This window comes from Mesorhizobium australicum (genome assembly GCF_900177325.1).
In the GTDB taxonomy this organism is placed as follows: Bacteria; Pseudomonadota; Alphaproteobacteria; order Rhizobiales; family Rhizobiaceae; genus Mesorhizobium_A; species Mesorhizobium_A australicum_A.
Map to the genome: position 1 here is coordinate 927,991 of NZ_FXBL01000004.1, position 17,102 is coordinate 945,092.

The 17,102-nt window shown below is 67.2% G+C and carries 13 protein-coding genes; 11 read left to right on the forward strand and 2 right to left on the reverse strand.

The window, feature by feature from the left end:
- Nucleotides 1-4: 4 nt before the first annotated feature.
- Nucleotides 5-1,891: a PAS domain-containing sensor histidine kinase gene (locus B9Z03_RS06860; RefSeq protein ID WP_139832188.1), complete on the reverse strand. Its 1,887-nt coding sequence runs from the start codon at nucleotides 1,889-1,891 to the stop codon at nucleotides 5-7.
- A 304-nt stretch (nucleotides 1,892-2,195) separates the two neighbouring features.
- Here B9Z03_RS06860 and gyrB point away from each other — a divergent pair, with 304 nt between their 5' ends.
- From gyrB to B9Z03_RS06915, 11 genes are all read left to right on the forward strand, one after another.
- Complete coding sequence (gyrB, locus tag B9Z03_RS06865) at nucleotides 2,196-4,685, forward strand: DNA topoisomerase (ATP-hydrolyzing) subunit B (protein ID WP_085463518.1); 2,490 nt, start codon at nucleotides 2,196-2,198, stop codon at nucleotides 4,683-4,685.
- A gap of 203 nt (nucleotides 4,686-4,888) precedes the next feature.
- Complete coding sequence (locus B9Z03_RS06870) at nucleotides 4,889-5,269, forward strand: hypothetical protein (RefSeq protein WP_085463519.1); 381 nt, start codon at nucleotides 4,889-4,891, stop codon at nucleotides 5,267-5,269.
- Nucleotides 5,270-5,345: 76 nt separating this feature from the next.
- Nucleotides 5,346-7,361, forward strand: a complete 2,016-nt coding sequence (locus tag B9Z03_RS06875) for a hydantoinase/oxoprolinase N-terminal domain-containing protein (RefSeq protein WP_085463520.1) — start codon at nucleotides 5,346-5,348, stop codon at nucleotides 7,359-7,361.
- 94 nt (nucleotides 7,362-7,455) lie between these two features.
- A complete protein-coding gene (locus tag B9Z03_RS06880; protein WP_085463521.1) occupies nucleotides 7,456-9,633 on the forward strand; it encodes a malate synthase G in 2,178 nt (725 codons plus the stop codon).
- 173 nt (nucleotides 9,634-9,806) lie between these two features.
- Nucleotides 9,807-10,490: a tRNA (adenosine(37)-N6)-threonylcarbamoyltransferase complex dimerization subunit type 1 TsaB gene (gene tsaB, locus B9Z03_RS06885; RefSeq protein ID WP_085463522.1), complete on the forward strand. Its 684-nt coding sequence runs from the start codon at nucleotides 9,807-9,809 to the stop codon at nucleotides 10,488-10,490.
- On the forward strand, nucleotides 10,490-10,978 hold the full coding sequence (gene rimI, locus B9Z03_RS06890; protein ID WP_085463523.1) for a ribosomal protein S18-alanine N-acetyltransferase: 489 nt from the start codon (nucleotides 10,490-10,492) through the stop codon (nucleotides 10,976-10,978). The genes tsaB and rimI overlap by 1 nt, the downstream gene beginning before the upstream one ends.
- A gap of 31 nt (nucleotides 10,979-11,009) precedes the next feature.
- The gene (locus tag B9Z03_RS06895; RefSeq protein WP_085463524.1) at nucleotides 11,010-11,816 is read left to right on the forward strand and encodes a lyso-ornithine lipid O-acyltransferase; all 807 of its coding nucleotides are present in this window, start codon (nucleotides 11,010-11,012) and stop codon (nucleotides 11,814-11,816) included.
- Between the two features lie 62 nt (nucleotides 11,817-11,878).
- Nucleotides 11,879-13,276 carry a tRNA (N6-isopentenyl adenosine(37)-C2)-methylthiotransferase MiaB gene (gene miaB / locus B9Z03_RS06900; protein WP_085463525.1) on the forward strand — a complete coding sequence of 466 codons (1,398 nt, stop codon included), beginning with the start codon at nucleotides 11,879-11,881 and terminating at the stop codon, nucleotides 13,274-13,276.
- A 78-nt stretch (nucleotides 13,277-13,354) separates the two neighbouring features.
- Nucleotides 13,355-14,335, forward strand: coding sequence for a PhoH family protein (locus B9Z03_RS06905; protein ID WP_085463526.1), 981 nt, complete (start codon nucleotides 13,355-13,357; stop codon nucleotides 14,333-14,335).
- Nucleotides 14,336-14,340: 5 nt separating this feature from the next.
- Nucleotides 14,341-14,865, forward strand: a complete 525-nt coding sequence (gene ybeY, locus B9Z03_RS06910) for an rRNA maturation RNase YbeY (protein ID WP_085463527.1) — start codon at nucleotides 14,341-14,343, stop codon at nucleotides 14,863-14,865.
- A 23-nt stretch (nucleotides 14,866-14,888) separates the two neighbouring features.
- Nucleotides 14,889-15,971: a hemolysin family protein gene (locus tag B9Z03_RS06915; RefSeq protein ID WP_432417026.1), complete on the forward strand. Its 1,083-nt coding sequence runs from the start codon at nucleotides 14,889-14,891 to the stop codon at nucleotides 15,969-15,971.
- Nucleotides 15,972-15,977: 6 nt separating this feature from the next.
- On the opposite strand, the gene B9Z03_RS06920 is transcribed toward B9Z03_RS06915, so the two are convergent.
- Nucleotides 15,978-17,051 (reverse strand): ABC transporter ATP-binding protein, encoded by a 1,074-nt coding sequence (locus B9Z03_RS06920; RefSeq protein WP_085463528.1) that lies wholly within the window; start codon nucleotides 17,049-17,051, stop codon nucleotides 15,978-15,980.
- Nucleotides 17,052-17,102: the final 51 nt, after the last annotated feature.

Consider the following 17,102-nt stretch of genomic DNA (forward strand, 5'->3'; position numbering starts at 1 on the left):
TGGTCTAGGCGGAGCGACGGAGCGCCCGCGCCGGTATCGTGACGCGCACGCGCAGACCGTCCTGTTCCCACATCCGTTCCAGCCGCCCGGACAACTGACCTTCAACCGACAAGGACATCAGCCGGCTGCCAAAGCCCTCCTGCCGAGCTGGGGCCGTAATGGCCGATCCGCTCTCCTTCCACTCGATAAAGAGATTATCGGGGTCGGTATCGAGCCGAACGACAACCCGGCCGTTCTTCTCCGCGAGAGCGCCATACTTTGCAGAGTTTGTCGCGAGTTCGTGCAACAGCAACGAAATCGGTGTGGCGGATCGCTCGTCGATCCGCGCATCGTCGCCGGAGATCGACAGCCGGTCGTCTCCTTCATCGCGATAAGGCTTCAGCAAGGTTGTGATGAGGCCCTTCACAGTCATTTCGATCCCGGCCGGCCGGGATGCGGCCGAATGAGGCCGAACAAAGTCGTGTGCCACGCCGAGCGCCGAGATGCGCGCCCGCAGGGTGCTCGCCAACGGCGCCAGTTCGGGATAGGTGCGCGCCGAAAGCGCGACGATCCCGCTCATTACGGAAAAGATGTTCTTGATCCGGTGACTGAGTTCCTGAGCCACTATCTCGCGTTCTTCTGCCACGAGCTTGGTTTCGTGGATGTCAGTACAGGTGCCGAACCATCTCACGATGCGACCGTCATTGCCGCGGATGGGCATCGCCCTGCCGAGCGTCCAGCGATATTCCCCGCTGTGGTGCCTCAAGCGATACTCGATCTGATAGGGCTCGCCGGTCGCAAGCGAATGCCTCCAGGCGGCCCAGGCTTTTTCCTGATCGTCGGGATGGAACATCCCGTTCCATCCCTCGCCGTCCGTGGAGCCCTCGGGCACTCCGGTATATTCGTACCAACGGGCATTGTAGTAGTCGTGATATCCGTCCGGAAGCGTGGACCACACCATCTGCGGCATCGAGTCGGCGATCGCCCGGAACTTCGCTTCGCTCTGCGCCAGTTGTTCAGCGACCATCTTCTGATCGGTGATGTCCACCGCGACGCCTGCAAGCCGAACAGGCGTGCCGTCCGGGTCGACGATCACGCGGCCGGTGGCGAGGACCCAGCGTTCTTCCGCTCTCCGGCCAGCCAGCCGATACTCGGCCCGGAAAGGGCTTCGTTCAGCGATCGACTTTTCAATTGCCGCGGTCAGTACCTCGCGGTCCGAGACATGAACACTGTCGATGTAAGTCGCAATCGGGGCACCGGCTCGCGATGCTTCAGGATCGACGCCGAACATATCATCAAATCGCTCGTCGGCGGTCACCCGATCGGCAATGAGATCCCAGTCGAACACCCCGACGATGCCGGAAGCATCCAACGCCAGTGACAGCCGCTCTTCGCTCCGCGCCAAGGCCCGTTCGGCAAGTACGCGTTTCGTCATCTCGCTGACGATCACCAGTTCCGCGATCGGCACGCCGCGCTCGTCGAGCACGGGGCTGTAGTTCAGATCGAGCCATAGATCTTCGAAGACGCCGGTCCGATCCAGGGTCATTTTCTGATCGGTGAAGGAGACGGTCTCGCCGGAAAGAACCCGTTTCAGGATCTCAAGATTGAATTCGGCGATCTCCGGCCAGGCGATCGCGACATCCTTGCCCAATATTTCCGGATGCCGCAGGCCAGCAAAAACGGCATAGCCGTCATTGTAGACCAGAACACCGGTTTCACCCATCAGCATGACCATGGGGACCGGCGAGGACAGCATGATCCTGACTGCCGCGCGGAGACACTCAGGCCAAGCCTGTATCGGGCCGACAGCCGTTCCTCCCCAATCGAAGCTGTTGATCAGACCGAGCATCTCGCCGGAGCCGGCGCCCTTGGGGGAAACACCGCCGGCAGCCGGGAATATGGTATTGGGCATCGTGGAGAGATCTCGGGAAAAAGCGGGCGAGTTTGAATATCTATAGATGCAGTTTTGTCTTTGTCACGATGCCGGAACGGAAGTTGCCGGCTGTGAAAACGCGGAGATCGGCCCCCGGTTCCGCCCTGCCGGGCTGCCAAGGCCATTCCGGGAGCATTTAGCGGGGATAGCTCGGCATTCGACCGCCCTATCGGGGCCTGCAAACTTGGAAAGACCCCATCAAGCGCCTATATCTAGGCAGGGTTTGACGCCTGATTCGGCGTGATCCGAGCGCCTGTCCGGCGCGCTGGAGAAAAAGCACTGCATGAGCGATAACACCGAGAATCCGGCTGCCGCCGCGCCCGGAAACGAACCGGCCGAGTACGGCGCCGATTCCATCAAGGTTCTCAAGGGGCTGGACGCCGTCCGCAAGCGTCCCGGCATGTACATCGGCGACACCGACGACGGCTCGGGCCTGCACCACATGGTCTATGAGGTCGTCGACAACGCGATCGACGAGGCGCTGGCCGGCCATGCCGACCTGGTGACCGTGACGCTCAATCCGGACGGCTCCTGCACCGTCACCGACAACGGCCGCGGCATCCCCACCGACATCCATTCTTCGGAAGGCGTGTCGGCGGCGGAAGTCATCATGACGCAGCTCCACGCCGGCGGGAAATTCGACCAGAATTCCTACAAGGTTTCGGGCGGCCTGCACGGCGTCGGCGTGTCCGTCGTCAACGCGCTCTCGATCTGGCTGAAGCTCAAGATCCGCCGCGACGGCAAGATCCACGAGATGAGCTTCACCCATGGCAATGCCGACGGGCCGCTGGCCGTGACGGGCAGCTATGAGGCGCGCAAGGTGTCCGGCACCAACGAAGGCCGCAGCGGCACCGAGGTGACGTTTATGCCGTCGAGCGAGACCTTCACCATGGTCGAGTTCGACTACAACACGCTGGAACACCGGCTGCGCGAGCTCGCCTTCCTCAATTCGGGCGTCCGCATCGTGCTGACCGACGCGCGCCATGCCGATGTGAAGGTGCAGGAACTGCACTACGAGGGCGGGCTCGAGGAGTTCGTGAAATATCTCGACCGGGCCAAGAAGCCGCTGATCACAGCGCCGATCGCCATCCGCGCCGAGCGTGACGGCATCACGGTCGAGGTCGCGATGTGGTGGAACGACTCGTACCACGAGAACGTGCTGGCCTTCACCAACAACATCCCGCAGCGCGACGGCGGCACCCATCTGGCCGGCTTCCGCGGCGCGCTGACGCGCCAGGTCACCGGCTATGCCGACACGTCCGGCATCTCCAAGAAGGAGAAGGTCTCGCTCACCGGCGACGACTGCCGCGAGGGCCTGACGGCCGTGCTGTCGGTCAAGGTGCCCGATCCGAAATTCTCCTCGCAGACCAAGGACAAGCTGGTGTCCTCCGAGGTCCGCCCGGTGGTCGAGAGCCTCGTCAACGAGGCGCTCGGCACCTGGTTCGAGGAGCATCCCGCCGAGGCGAAGGTGCTGGTGGCGAAGGTCGTCGAGGCCGCCGCCGCCCGCGAGGCGGCCCGCAAGGCGCGCGAACTCACCCGGCGCAAGGGCGTGCTGGACATCACCTCGCTGCCCGGCAAGCTCGCCGACTGCCAGGAACGCGATCCGGCCAAGTCCGAAATCTTCATCGTCGAGGGCGACTCTGCAGGCGGCTCCGCCAAGGGCGGGCGTTCGCGCCAGAACCAGGCGATCCTGCCGCTGCGCGGCAAGATCCTCAACGTCGAGCGCGCCCGCTTCGACCGCATGCTGTCGTCCGACATGATCGGCACGCTGATCACCGCGCTCGGCACCGGCATCGGCAAGGACGAATTCAACGCCGACAAGCTGCGCTACCACAAGATCATCATCATGACGGACGCCGATGTCGACGGCGCCCACATCCGCACGCTGCTCTTGACCTTCTTCTTCCGCCAGATGCCGGAGCTGATCGAGCGAGGCCATCTCTACATCGCCCAGCCGCCGCTCTACAAAGTCTCGCGCGGCAAGAGCTCGCAATACCTCAAGGACGAGACCGCTTTTGAGGAGTTCCTGATCGAGTCCGGGCTGGACGAGGCGACCCTGACGGTCGCGGGTGGCGAGGTGCGCGCCGGTCAGGATCTGCGCGCCGCGATCGGCGATGCGCTCGCCGTGCGCGGCCTCATCAACGGCCTGCATACCCGCTACAACCGCGCCGTGGTCGAGCAGGCGGCAATCGCCGGCGGCCTGAACGCCGAGATCGCGGGCGATCCGGCCCGCGCGATCGACATGGCGGCCAGGATCGCCGCGCGCCTCGACCTGATCGCCGAGGACACCGAGCGCGGCTGGGAAGGCCGGACCAGCACGTCCAACGAGGGCGCCGGCGGCTTCATCTTCGAGCGCACCGTGCGCGGCGTGCGCGAATATGCGCATCTCGACATGGGGCTGCTGAACTCGGCCGACGCCCGCGCGCTCGACCGCTACGCGCAGCGCCTCGGCGAGGTTTACGGCACGCCGCCGGTGCTGCGCCGCAAGGATGTGAACGAGACGATCACCGGACCGGTGGCGCTGCTCGACGCCGTGTTCGCGGCGGGCCGCAAGGGTCTCACCATGCAGCGCTACAAGGGCCTCGGCGAGATGAACGCCGAACAGCTCTGGGAGACGACGCTCGACCCGAACGTCCGCTCGCTGCTGCAGGTCAAGGTGACGGAGGCAAACGACGCCGACTCGCTCTTCGCCCGCCTGATGGGCGACGACGTCGAGCCGCGCCGGGAGTTCATCCAGGACAACGCGCTGAGCGTGGCCAACCTGGACGTCTGACCCAAAGGCGCCCTTATCGGGCAATACGGCGAGGGGCTTCGGCTCCCGGCGTCGTTTGCCAGCCGGAGAGGCGAACGGATGACGACGCCAGCGGAAAATAATCCGTTGGCGGCCAGCGCAGGCCGCTTCCCGCCGGCCGTGCGGCATGCGAATGTCCTTACCGCGCGGCGAGGGGTGCCGCGTTTCTTTCGGGGACTTTTTCCATGAACAGCCTTTTCATGCGCAGCCTGGCGGCTGCCGCATTCGCCACGACGGCCGTGCTTGCGGCGTCGTCCTTATCGCTGGCGAGCGACGTGACGTTCGTCATGAAGAATTCGCATCCCAACGCGCTGGAGGTCGAGCTCTACAGCCAGGACCGCGATCATGTCTGGCCGGGCAACAACCAGGTCTATTATCTCGACGACGGCGAGACGAAGACCATGCCGCTTTCCTGCGAGGAGGGCGAGACGATCTGCTACGGCGCCTGGATTTCGGGCGACAAGGGCACCTATTGGGGTGTGGGGCCGGAAAATTCCGAGAATTGCGACGACTGCTGCTACACCTGCACCGGCGGCGAGACCGAGGAAATCGATCTGGTCCCGTAGGGCACGCTATCGTGGCTTCACGAGATCAAGTAAGGGGCGCGGAGACATCCGCGCCCTTTTCAGTTTGCGAGCCTCGATGACGACCGACCGAAACGCCGTGCCGATCTTCCTCGGCATCGACACCGGCGGCACCTATACGGACGCCGTGCTGTGGGCGGAGGACCGCGGCGTCGTCGCCAAGGCGAAGTCGCTGACCACAAGGCACGATCTCGCCGAGGGTATTTCCGGCGCGGTGGACGCGGTGCTCGACAAGGCGGCGGTCGCGCCGTCCTCGATCAAGCTCGTTTCCATGTCGACCACGCTGGCGACCAATGCGCTGGTGGAAGGGCAGGGCGGGCGCGTCGCACTGGTGATGGTCGGCTTCTCGGCGGCGGACCTCGAGCGCGACGGGCTCAAGGCAGCACTCGGCTCCGATCCGGTCGTCTTCTGCCCCGGGGGCCACGATGTCCACGGCAATGCCCAGCCCCTCGACCTGTCTGCGCTGGGGGAGGCGCTGCCGGCGCTCGGCGGGTCCGTCTCGGGCTTCGCGGTCTGCGCCTATTTCGCCACGCGCAATCCCGCGCACGAGAACGCCGCGCGGGATATGATCCGTAAGGCGACCGGCCTTCCGGTCACGGCCAGCCACGAATTGACCTCGAAGCTCGGCGGCCCGCGCCGGGCGCTCACCACGCTGCTCAACGCCCGGCTGATCTCGATGATCGACCGGCTGGTGGCGGCGACCGAAGGCTTCCTTGCGCAGCGCGGCATCGAGGCGCCGCTGATGGTGGTGCGCGGCGACGGCGCGCTGGTGTCTGCGGCCTTTGCCCGCACGAGGCCGATCGAGACCATACTGTCCGGCCCCGCCGCCAGCCTCGTCGGCGCGCGCCACATGACCGGGCTGGACGACGCCATAGTGTCCGACATCGGCGGCACCACGACCGACGTCGCGGTGCTCGACAAGGGGAGGCCGCGCCTCGACCCGGAGGGAGCCACAGTCGGCGGCTTTCGCACGATGGTCGAGGCGGTGGCGATGCGCACCTTCGGCCTCGGCGGTGACTCGGAGGTCTCGCTGGAGGACGGCGGGCTTGCGCCGCGCATCCAGCTCGGCCCGCGGCGGCTGGTGCCTCTGGCGCTGGCTGGCGTGAGGCACGAGGCGGTTGTGAGGGAACATCTCGAACGCCAGTTGCGCGCGCCCAATCCCGGCCGCATGGACGGCCGCTTCGCCTTCCGCACCGGCGTGCCGGAGCGGCTGGCGGCAGGACTGACCGCACCCGAGCAGAAGCTCTACGACGCGCTGACCGACGTGCCGCAGCCGCTGGACCGGGTGCTTGCGTCCACCGCGCAGGCGGCGACGCTCAACCGGCTTGTCGCGCGCGGCCTCGTGCATGTCTCAGGTTTCACGCCGTCGGACGCGGCGCACGCGTTGGGACTGCAGCGCAACTGGAATGCGGCGACGGGCCGGATGGCGGCCGACTTGTTCGCCCGTCGCCGCGACGGCCGCGGCCAGCCGATTGCGGCGACGCCGGAGGAAATCTCGCGCCGCGTGCTCGATGCGCTGACCCGCCGCTCGGCCGAGGTGATTCTGGAGACGGCCTTCGCCGAAGACGGGCTGGATGGAGCCGCGACCGTCGCGCACGCGCTGGTGCAGCGCGCCGTCGACGGCGACCACGGCATTGCGCGGCTCGCGGTCTCGCTCGACCGGCCGGTGATCGGCCTCGGCGCCTCCGCGCCGCTGCATTATGAGGGGCTGCCGCCGCTCGTCGGCAACGACTGCGTCGTGCCGGAAGACACCGACGTCGCCAATGCACTCGGCGCGGTGGTCGGCCAGGTGCGCGTCTCGGTCGAGGCGCGCGTCAGCCAGCCGAAGGAAGGACTGTTCCGGGTCGCCGCCGGCGACACGATCCGCGACTTCCCGAGCGAGGAGGCCGCCATGGAGCTGGCGGAAACCGAGATCCGCGCCACAGCGGCGGAGCGCGCCCGGGAGGCGGGCGCGGCCGACGCCAATATCGAGCTGCTGCGGGACATCCGCGCCGCCACCGTCGAAGGCCAGCGCACCTTCATCGAGGCGATCCTGACCGCCACGGCCGCGGGCAGGCCCCGGATCGCTGAGTGATTTGCTTTTCTGAAGAGTGTTTGGCGGTTCGGACAGCTTGACGCCCTTCGCGCCCGCGTGTTGAAGCGGGCGCGACGAAAACGGGAGAACGTGCATGACCGACCGCATCGACATCGACGGATTGAAGATCGCGCGCGAGCTGCATGACTTCGTGGCCAACGAGGCGCTGCCCGGCACCGGCATCGATCCGGCGAAATTCTGGTCGGACTTCTCGGCCATCGTCCACGACCTCGCGCCGAAGAACCGGGCGCTGCTTGCCCGCCGCGACGAGCTGCAGGCGAAGATCGACGCCTGGCACCGCGACAACGGCGCGCCGGTCGATCTCGCGGTCTACAAGGCCTTCCTGTCCGACATCGGCTATCTGCTGCCCGAAGGCGCGGATTTCTCGGTCGCCACGGCGAATGTCGATCCCGAGATCGCGACCATCGCCGGCCCGCAGCTCGTCGTGCCGGTGATGAATGCCCGCTATGCGCTGAACGCCGCCAACGCCCGCTGGGGCTCGCTCTACGACGCGCTCTACGGCACCGATGCGATCCCCGAGACGGACGGCGCGGAGAAGGGCAAGGGCTACAATCCGGTGCGCGGAGCGAAGGTGATCGCCTGGGCGCGCGCATTCCTCGACGAGAGCGCGCCGCTCGACGGCGCCTCCTGGACGGACGCGAAGTCGTTCGACATCGCCATGGGCCGCCTAGCCGTGACGCTGGTGGACGGCCGCATGACCGGCCTGGCGGACGGCGCGCAGCTCGCCGGCTATCTCGGCTCGCCCGATGCCCCGTCGCAGTTCCTGCTGCGCAAGAACGGCCTGTTGGTCGAGGTGCTCATCGACGCCACGTCGGCGATCGGCAAGGACGATCCGGCCAACATTTCCGACATCTGGCTGGAATCGGCCATCACCACGATCATGGATTGCGAGGATTCGGTCGCGGCCGTCGACGCCGAGGACAAGGTCGTCGTCTACCGCAACTGGCTCGGCCTGATGAAAGGCGACCTGACCGAAGAGGTGTCGAAGGGCGGCAAGATCTTCACGCGCAAGCTCAATCCCGATCTCGACTACACGGCGCCGGACGGCTCGACCTTCGAGGTCACCTGCCGCTCGCTGATGCTGGTGCGCAATGTCGGGCACCTGATGACCAATCCGGCGATCCTGCTGAAGGACGGCTCGGAAGTGCCGGAGGGCATCATGGATGCCTTCATCACGGCCGCCATCGCGCTGCACGACGTCGGTCCCAACGGGCGCCGGAAGAACTCGCGCAAGGGCTCGATGTATGTCGTGAAGCCCAAGATGCACGGTCCCGACGAGGTCGCCTTCGCCTCCGAGATCTTCGCCCGCGTCGAGGATGCGCTCGGCATGGCCCGCAACACGATCAAGATGGGCATCATGGACGAGGAGCGTCGCACCACGGTGAACCTCAAGGAGGCGATCCGCGCCGCGAAGGAGCGGGTGGTGTTCATCAATACCGGTTTCCTCGACCGCACCGGCGACGAGATGCACACCTCGATGGAAGCCGGCCCGATGATCCGCAAGGGCGACATGAAGGCCGCACCGTGGATCCAGGCCTACGAGAACTGGAACGTCGACATCGGGTTGGCCTGCGGCCTGCAGGGGCGCGCCCAGATCGGCAAGGGCATGTGGGCGATGCCCGACCTGATGGCGGCGATGCTGGAGCAGAAGATCGCGCATCCCAAGGCCGGCGCCAACACCGCCTGGGTGCCGTCGCCGACCGCCGCGACACTGCACGCGACGCACTACCACAAGGTCGACGTGAAGGCCGTGCAGGACAGACTGAAGAGCCGCCCGCGCGCCAAGCTGGACGACATCCTCTCCGTGCCGGTCGCGATACGTCCCAACTGGACGCCGGAAGAGATCCAGCGCGAACTGGACAACAATGCCCAGGGCATCCTCGGCTATGTCGTGCGCTGGGTCGACCAGGGCGTCGGCTGCTCCAAGGTGCCCGACATCAACGATGTCGGACTGATGGAAGACCGCGCGACGCTGCGCATCTCCTCGCAGCACATCGCCAACTGGCTGCATCACAAGGTCTGCACCGAGGACCAGGTGACCGAGACGATGAAGCGCATGGCGGGCGTGGTGGACCGCCAGAACGCTGGCGACCCGCTCTACCGGCCGATGGCGCCCGATTTCGAGAACTCCATCGCCTTCAAGGCCGCCAGCGACCTGGTGTTCAAGGGCCTGGCCCAGCCGAACGGCTATACCGAGCCGGTGTTGCATGCACGGCGGCTGGAGCTGAAGGCACGGGATAAGGCGAGGTAACAGAGGACTGTCTTGCGCCCCCTCCACCATGCTTCGCATGGTCCCCCTCCCCCGCTTCGCAGGGGAGGATCGACCGCGGCGATCGGCCTCGACCTGATCCTCCCCCGTGCAAACGGGGGAGGGGGACCGCCGAAGGCGGTGGAGGGCGCGCAAAGTATTTTCGCCGAAGCGTCATGATCCTCCTCGCCATCGACACCGCCTCGTCCCTCTGCGCCGCCTGCGTCTACGACGCCGTGGCGGGCCGCGAGCTTGGCCGCGCCGTCGAGGACATCGGCAAGGGCCATGCCGAGCGGCTGATGGATGTGATCGCGGCAGCGCTCGCCTCTGCCGGGAAGACCCATGCCGATATCGGCGCCATCGCCGTCTCGATCGGGCCCGGCTCCTTCACCGGCATCCGTGTCGGCGTCGCCGCGGCGCGCGGGCTGGCGCTGGCGCTGAAGGTTCCGGCCCATGGCGTTACCACGCTCTCGGCCATTGCAGAGGAAGCCCGCGAGACCTTCCCCGGCCGCCGCATCGTCGCGTCGATCGACGCCAAGCGCGACGAGATCTATGTCGAAGAGCATGCGGCGGATAGCTCGATCACACATGGTCCGGCTATCGTTGCGGTGGATGAAGCGCCGGCTCTGCTCGACGGTGAGCGCCCCGTCCTTGCCGGGTCCGGCGCGGCGGTCATCGCGGCCGGCGCCGATCCGGCGCGATATGAGCTCGCGGGCGGGGCGGCGACCGCCGACATCGCCGTCTATGCCCGTCTCGCCGCCGCCGGCCGCAGCTTCAACTCGCCGCCGAAGCCGCTCTACCTGCGCGGGCCGGATGCGCGCCCGCAGGACGGGTTCGCGCTTCCGAGGAGGGCGCCCTGATGCGCCTGCCCTTCGTCTCCCGTCGCCGCGAATACATGGTCGAACGCCTGCTGCGCGACGATGCGCCGTCGGTGGCGAAGCTGCACAAGGAGGATTTCGCCCGGCCCTGGTCGCCGGGCGAGTTCGCCGACCTGATCGACCAGCCGACGGTGTTCGGTTTCATCGCGCGCGAGGTCGGCCGCAAGATGGACCCTGCCGGCTTCGTGCTGGCGCGGCTCGCCGCCGACGAGGCCGAGATACTGACCGTCGCCGTCGCGCGCGCCCATCGCCGCGAGGGCCTCGGCCGCGAGCTGATGGAGGCCGTGCTGCGCCAGCTTCACGCCGATCGCGCCTCGCATCTGCTCCTCGAAGTGGACGAGACCAATGCGCCGGCGCTGGCGCTCTACCACCGCCTCGGCTTCCGCGAGGTCGGCAGGCGGCGGAACTATTACGAGCATGCAGGCGCTCCGGCCACCGGCGCGCTTGTCATGCGCCGCGATCTCCGCTAGCGCGGCCGGGCGAGGTGGAGGGCACTCGGGCATGATCGGCTGGCTCCGCCTCGTGTTCGGCCTCGCTGTCGCGATCGTCGTCACTCCGCCGCTGATTCTGTGGCAGATGCTCGCCATGCGCTTCGGCTGGAACGAGAAGCCGGCACCGCGTCTGTGGCACCGCATCGTGCTCAGGCTGCTCGGCATCCGCGTCCATGTCCACGGCGACCTCGCCCGCGAGCGTCCGCTGCTGATCGCGGCGAACCACGTGTCCTGGAGCGACATCGTCGTTCTCAGCTCGATCGCCGACGTGCATTTCATCGCCAAGTCGGAGATGGCGACATGGCCGGTGTTCGGGCTGCTGGCGAGATGCCAGCGCAGCGTCTTCGTCGAGCGCGAGCAGCGTCGTAAGTCGGGCGCCCAGGCGAACGAGATCGGCTCGCGCATCGCCAAGGGCGACCCGATGGTGCTGTTCGCTGAAGGCACAACCGGCGACGGCAACCAGATCCTGCCCTTCAAGTCGACCCTGTTCGGCGCTGCAAAAGTGGCGCTGTCGAATGGTGGCGGCGAGCGCGTCTTTATCCAACCGGTCGCCATCGCCTACACCCGGCTGCACGGCATGCCGATGGGGCGCCAACATCGCGTGCACGCTGCCTGGATCGGCGACAGTGTTCTGGCGCCGCATATCGGCGCCCTGCTGCGGGAAGGGGCGATGGACGTGGAGGTACATTTCGGTGCGCCGGTGGAGTTCACGTCCGACAGCCGCCGCAAGGAGGTCGCGGCGGCCGCGGAAAACGAGGTGCGGCGCATGTTGTCGGCGGCGCTGTCCAATCCAGACCCGTCGCGCCGCAAACGCTGATCCGGCGCCCTGCCCGCCAGGGCATCTGTCGCTCGGCGTCAAAAAGCGCTATGAGCCCGCCCATGAACGAAGAGATGATGACCCTCGAGCCCCGCGGCGCGGGCGACGTGGCGGCCGGGACTGCCCCGAAGCGCTATTTCGTCAAGACGTTCGGCTGCCAGATGAATGTCTACGACAGCCAGCGCATGGCCGACGCGCTCGCCGCCGACGGCTACAGCGCGACCGAGAACCCCGACGACGCGGACCTGATCCTGCTCAACACCTGCCATATCCGCGAGAAGGCGGCGGAGAAGGTCTATTCCGACGTCGGCCGGCTGCGGGAGATCAAGGCGCAGCGCAAGGCGGCGGGCCAGCAGACGACGATCGCGATCGCCGGCTGCGTCGCCCAGGCGGAGGGTGCGGAGATCATCCGCCGCGCGCCGCTGGTCGACCTCGTCATCGGCCCGCAGACCTACCATCGGCTGCCGGACGCGGTGCGCCGCGCCCGCGCGGGCGAGAAGGTGGTCGAGACGGACTACGCGGTTGAGGACAAGTTCGACCACCTGCCAGCGCCGAAGCCTGCTGCCACCCGCAGCCGCGGCGTGACGGCCTTCCTCACCGTGCAGGAAGGCTGCGACAAGTTCTGCACCTTCTGCGTCGTGCCCTATACACGCGGCGCCGAAGTGTCCCGCCCCGTCGGCCAGATCATCGCCGAGGCCGAGCGGCTCGCCGCCTCGGGGGTGCGCGAGGTCACGCTCCTCGGCCAGAACGTCAACGCCTGGCACGGCGAGGGCGCGGACGGTCGCGCATGGGGGCTCGGCGAGCTGCTGCGCCGGCTGGCGGACATCCCCGGCCTCGCGCGCCTGCGCTACACGACCAGCCATCCGCGCGACATGGATGATGGCCTGATCGCCGCCCACCGCGACCTGCCAAATCTGATGCCCTATCTGCACCTGCCGGTGCAGGCGGGGTCCGACCGCATCCTGAAGGCGATGAACCGCAAGCACACGGCGGACGACTATCTGGCCCTGGTGGAGCGGATCCGCGCGGCACGGCCGGACATCGCGCTGTCGGGCGACTTCATCGTCGGCTTCCCGGGCGAGACCGACGAGGATTTCGAGGCGACCCTCGATCTGGTGCGCAAGGTCCGCTACGTCGCCGCCTATTCGTTCAAATATTCCCCGCGCGCCGGCACGCCGGGCGCCGGCATGGCGGACCAGGTGCCGGAGGCGGTCAAGGATACGCGGCTCCAGGCGCTGCAGACCCTGCTCAACGAGCACCAGGCCGATTTCGTCGGCGCGCTGAAAGGCAAGCCGGTCGAGATCCTCATCGAACGCCAGGGCAAGGAACCGGGTCAGGTCGTCGGTCGTTCTCCCTGGCTTCAGCCGGTGATTGTTGATGAAAAGGCCGGCGGAATCGGTGACATTGTCACAGTGCGAATCACAGGGACGGGATACACCCTTTATGCCGAGCCGCTCTGACGGCGGCCGGCGCCCAACAAGGAGAGATGTTTGAACGCCGCTGCAGAACTGAAGACTACCCCCGCGGGGGCGTCCGACATGGCGCACATCGTCCTGACTTTCGACAACAACAAGCACGCCAGCGCGATCTACGGCCAGTTCGACCAGAATCTGGCCCTGATCGAGCAGAAGCTCGGCGTCGACCTGCGCTCAAAGGGCAATCAGCTCTCGGTGCGCGGCTCGACCGTCGCCGCGGAGCAGGCGCGCCGTGCGCTCGATTATCTCTATGAGCGGGCGCAGAAGGGCTCGGAGATCGCTCCATCTGACGTCGAGGGTGCGATCCGCATGGCGGTCGCGGCCGACGACCAGCTCACCTTGCCGACGCTGGAGCGCAAGGGCCGCCTCGCCGCGGCGCAGATCTCGACCCGCAAGCGCACCATCTATGCCCGCACGCCCAACCAGGACGCCTATATGCGCGCCCTCGAGCGCTCGGAGCTGGTCTTCGGCATCGGCCCGGCCGGCACCGGCAAGACCTACCTCGCCGTGGCGCACGCGGCGATGCTGCTCGAACGCGGCATGGTCGAGCGGATCATCCTGTCGCGCCCGGCGGTCGAGGCGGGCGAGCGGCTGGGGTTCTTGCCCGGCGACATGAAGGAGAAGGTCGACCCGTATCTGCGGCCGCTCTACGACGCGCTCTACGACATGATGCCGTCCGACAAGGTGGAGCGGGCGCTCGCCGCCGGCGTGATCGAGATCGCGCCGCTGGCCTTCATGCGCGGCCGCACGCTGGCGCATGCCGCCGTCATCCTCGACGAGTCGCAGAACACGACGTCGATGCAGATGAAGATGTTCCTCACCCGCCTCGGCGAGGGCGCGCGCATGATCGTCACCGGCGACCCGACGCAGGTCGACCTACCGCCCAACACCAAGTCCGGGCTGGTCGAGGCGCTGAAGATCCTCGACGGCGTGCCGGGCATCGTCACGGTGCGCTTCAACGACGCCGACGTGGTGCGCCATCCGCTCGTCGCCGAGATCGTGCGCGCCTACGACCGCGCCGGCGCCGACAAGGGCGCCGTCTGACGACCATGCCGCGAGCTTCCGCAAAATCTTCGGCCACCGGTCTCCCGGTGGTCGAGATCGATCTTTCGGTGGAGGCCGGCGAGTGGCCGGCCGAGGCCGAACTCGCAGCGCTTGGCGACCGGGCCGTGGCGGCCGCGCTGGCCGAACTCGGCGCAAAGGCAGGCCACAGCGAACTCAGTGTCCTCTTCACCGACGACGCACACATCCGCACCCTCAACGCCGAGTGGCGCGGCAAGGACAAGGCGACCAATGTCCTGTCTTTCCCGGCCTTTCCGGTCCGGCCGGGCGATGCGCTGCCGCCGATGCTGGGCGATATCGTGCTCGCCGCCGAGACGGTCCGCGCCGAATCGGCACTGGAATCCAAGTCCTTCGACCACCATCTGACCCATCTCCTGGTGCACGGCCTGCTGCATCTTCTGGGGTACGACCACGAGACGGACGACGAGGCGGAAGAGATGGAAGCGCTGGAACGTCGTATTCTTGCGAGGCTTGCCATCGCCGACCCCTATGCGGTAACGGATGAAGCCTGATTGAAGCGATGACGATGAACGACATTTCGGATAGCTCTGCGCCAGCGGGTTCGCCCCGCGAACAGGCGGGGGCGGACACCTCGGGCGACCCGCAAAGTACGCCCGCGCGGACATCTCCGCGCACCTCACTCTTCGACGGGCTCCTGCATTTCTTCCGTGGCCGCAACGGCAACACGTTGCGCGAGGACCTTGCCGACGCGCTGTCCGAGACGGCGCCCGACGGCGCTTCCTTTACGCCCGCCGAGCGGGCGATGCTCAACAACATCCTGCGCCTGCGCGAGGTCCGCGTCGAGGACGTGATGATTCCGCGCACCGACATCGAGGCGGTGGAGATCGGCACGACGCTGGGCGAGGTGCTGGAGCTTTTCGAGGAATCCGGGCATTCGCGCATGCCGGTCTATGCCGAGACGCTGGACGATCCGCGCGGCATGATCCACATCCGCGACGTCGTCGGCCATCTCACCCGCACGGCGCGGCAGAAGAAGGGCCGCGGCGCACGCAAGGCCGATCCGTCGGGGCTCGACCTCGCCCAGGTCGATCTGAAGCGTCCGATCGGCGATCTCGGCCTCACCAGATCGGTACTGTTCGTGCCGGCCTCGATGCTTGCCTCCGACCTGATGGCGCGCATGCAGGCCACCCGCACCCAGATGGCGCTCGTCATCGACGAATATGGCGGCACCGACGGCCTCGTCTCGCTGGAGGACATCGTCGAGATGGTCGTCGGCGACATCGAGGACGAGCATGACGATGACGACGAGCCGCTGATCACCCAGACCGGCGACGGCGTCTTCGTGGTGGACGCCAAGGCCGAGATCGACGAAGTCGCCGAGAAGGTCGGCGGCGACTTCACCGCCGGCGAGCATGGCGACTATGTCGACACGATCGGCGGTCTGATCTTCTCGACGCTCGGCCGCATACCGGCGCGCGGCGAGGTCGTCCGCGCCGTGCCCGGCTACGAATTCCACGTGCTCGACGCCGATCCGCGCCGCGTGAAGCGCGTGCGCATCGTCCAGGTGAAGGCAGCCGAGCCGCGCCGCCGTGCGCGGCCCGCGAAGGGAGAGGCGAGGCCCGAGGTTGCCGAGCCCGAGGCCGGCCCGGAGCAGTAGGCCCGGTCAGCTCGCGTGCTTGAGGCTGAGGCCGCTGGCCTGGTCGAAGATCGTCAGCTTGTCCGGATTCCAGCCAAACCGCACCTCGTCTTCGATCGACAGGCTGGTGCGGGCGGGAACCGTCGCGCGCAGCATGTTGTCGCCGACGCGCAGCGTCAGGATCTTCTCGACGCCGTGGTTCTCGACATCGTGCACCTTGGCCGTCACCGGCGCGCCCTGTTCCACCTGCACATCCTCCGGGCGGATGCCGAAGGTGAGCGGCCGGTCCGCTGCGCCGGCGGCGGTGGCTCCGGCGGGCAGCTCGAACCCCGGCGCGACCACGGCGCGGCCTGCGACGAGGCGGCCGTTGACCAGGTTCATCGGCGGCGATCCGACCGAGCGGGCGACGAAGGTGTTCTTCGGATTGGCGTAAATCTCCTGCGGCGTGCCAACCTGCACCAGAGCGCCGTTGTTCAGCACGCCGATCTTGTCGCCCATCGACATCGCTTCGATCTGGTCGTGGGTCACGAACAGGAAGGTCTGGCCGAGATTCATCTGGATGTTCTTGAGCTCGGTGCGGAGCGCCTCGCGAAGCTTGGCATCGAGCGCCGACAGCGGCTCGTCCATCAGGAACACGCGCGGCTTGCGCACGATCGCGCGGCCGATCGAGACGCGTTGCATCTCGCCGCCCGACAACCGGTCGGTCTTGCGCTCGAGCAGGTGTTCGATCCGCAGCGTCTTTGCCGCCTTGGCCACGCGCTCGGCGATCTCGCCGTCCGGCACGCGCCGCAGCTTGGATTTCAGCGGAAATTCGAGGTTCTGCTTCACCGTGTAGCGCGGGTAGAGCGAGTATTGCTGCAGAACCAGCGCCACGTCGCGCTCGGCCGCGCCCCAGTCGGCCACGTCGACGCCGTCGATGAGCACGCGGCCCTCGGTGGGCTTCTCCAGCCCCGCGATGATGCGCAGCGTCGTCGTCTTGCCGGCACCCGTCTCGCCGAGCAGCACGAAGAACTCGCCGTCGGCGATCTCGAGGTTGAGGTTCCTGAGCGCGGTATGGGCGCCGAAGGTCTTGGTGACGTTGTCGAGACGGATATGGGCCATCAGAATGTTCCTTGGGTGCCGCTCTTCGAGGGCGATCGGAAGCACGCGCCC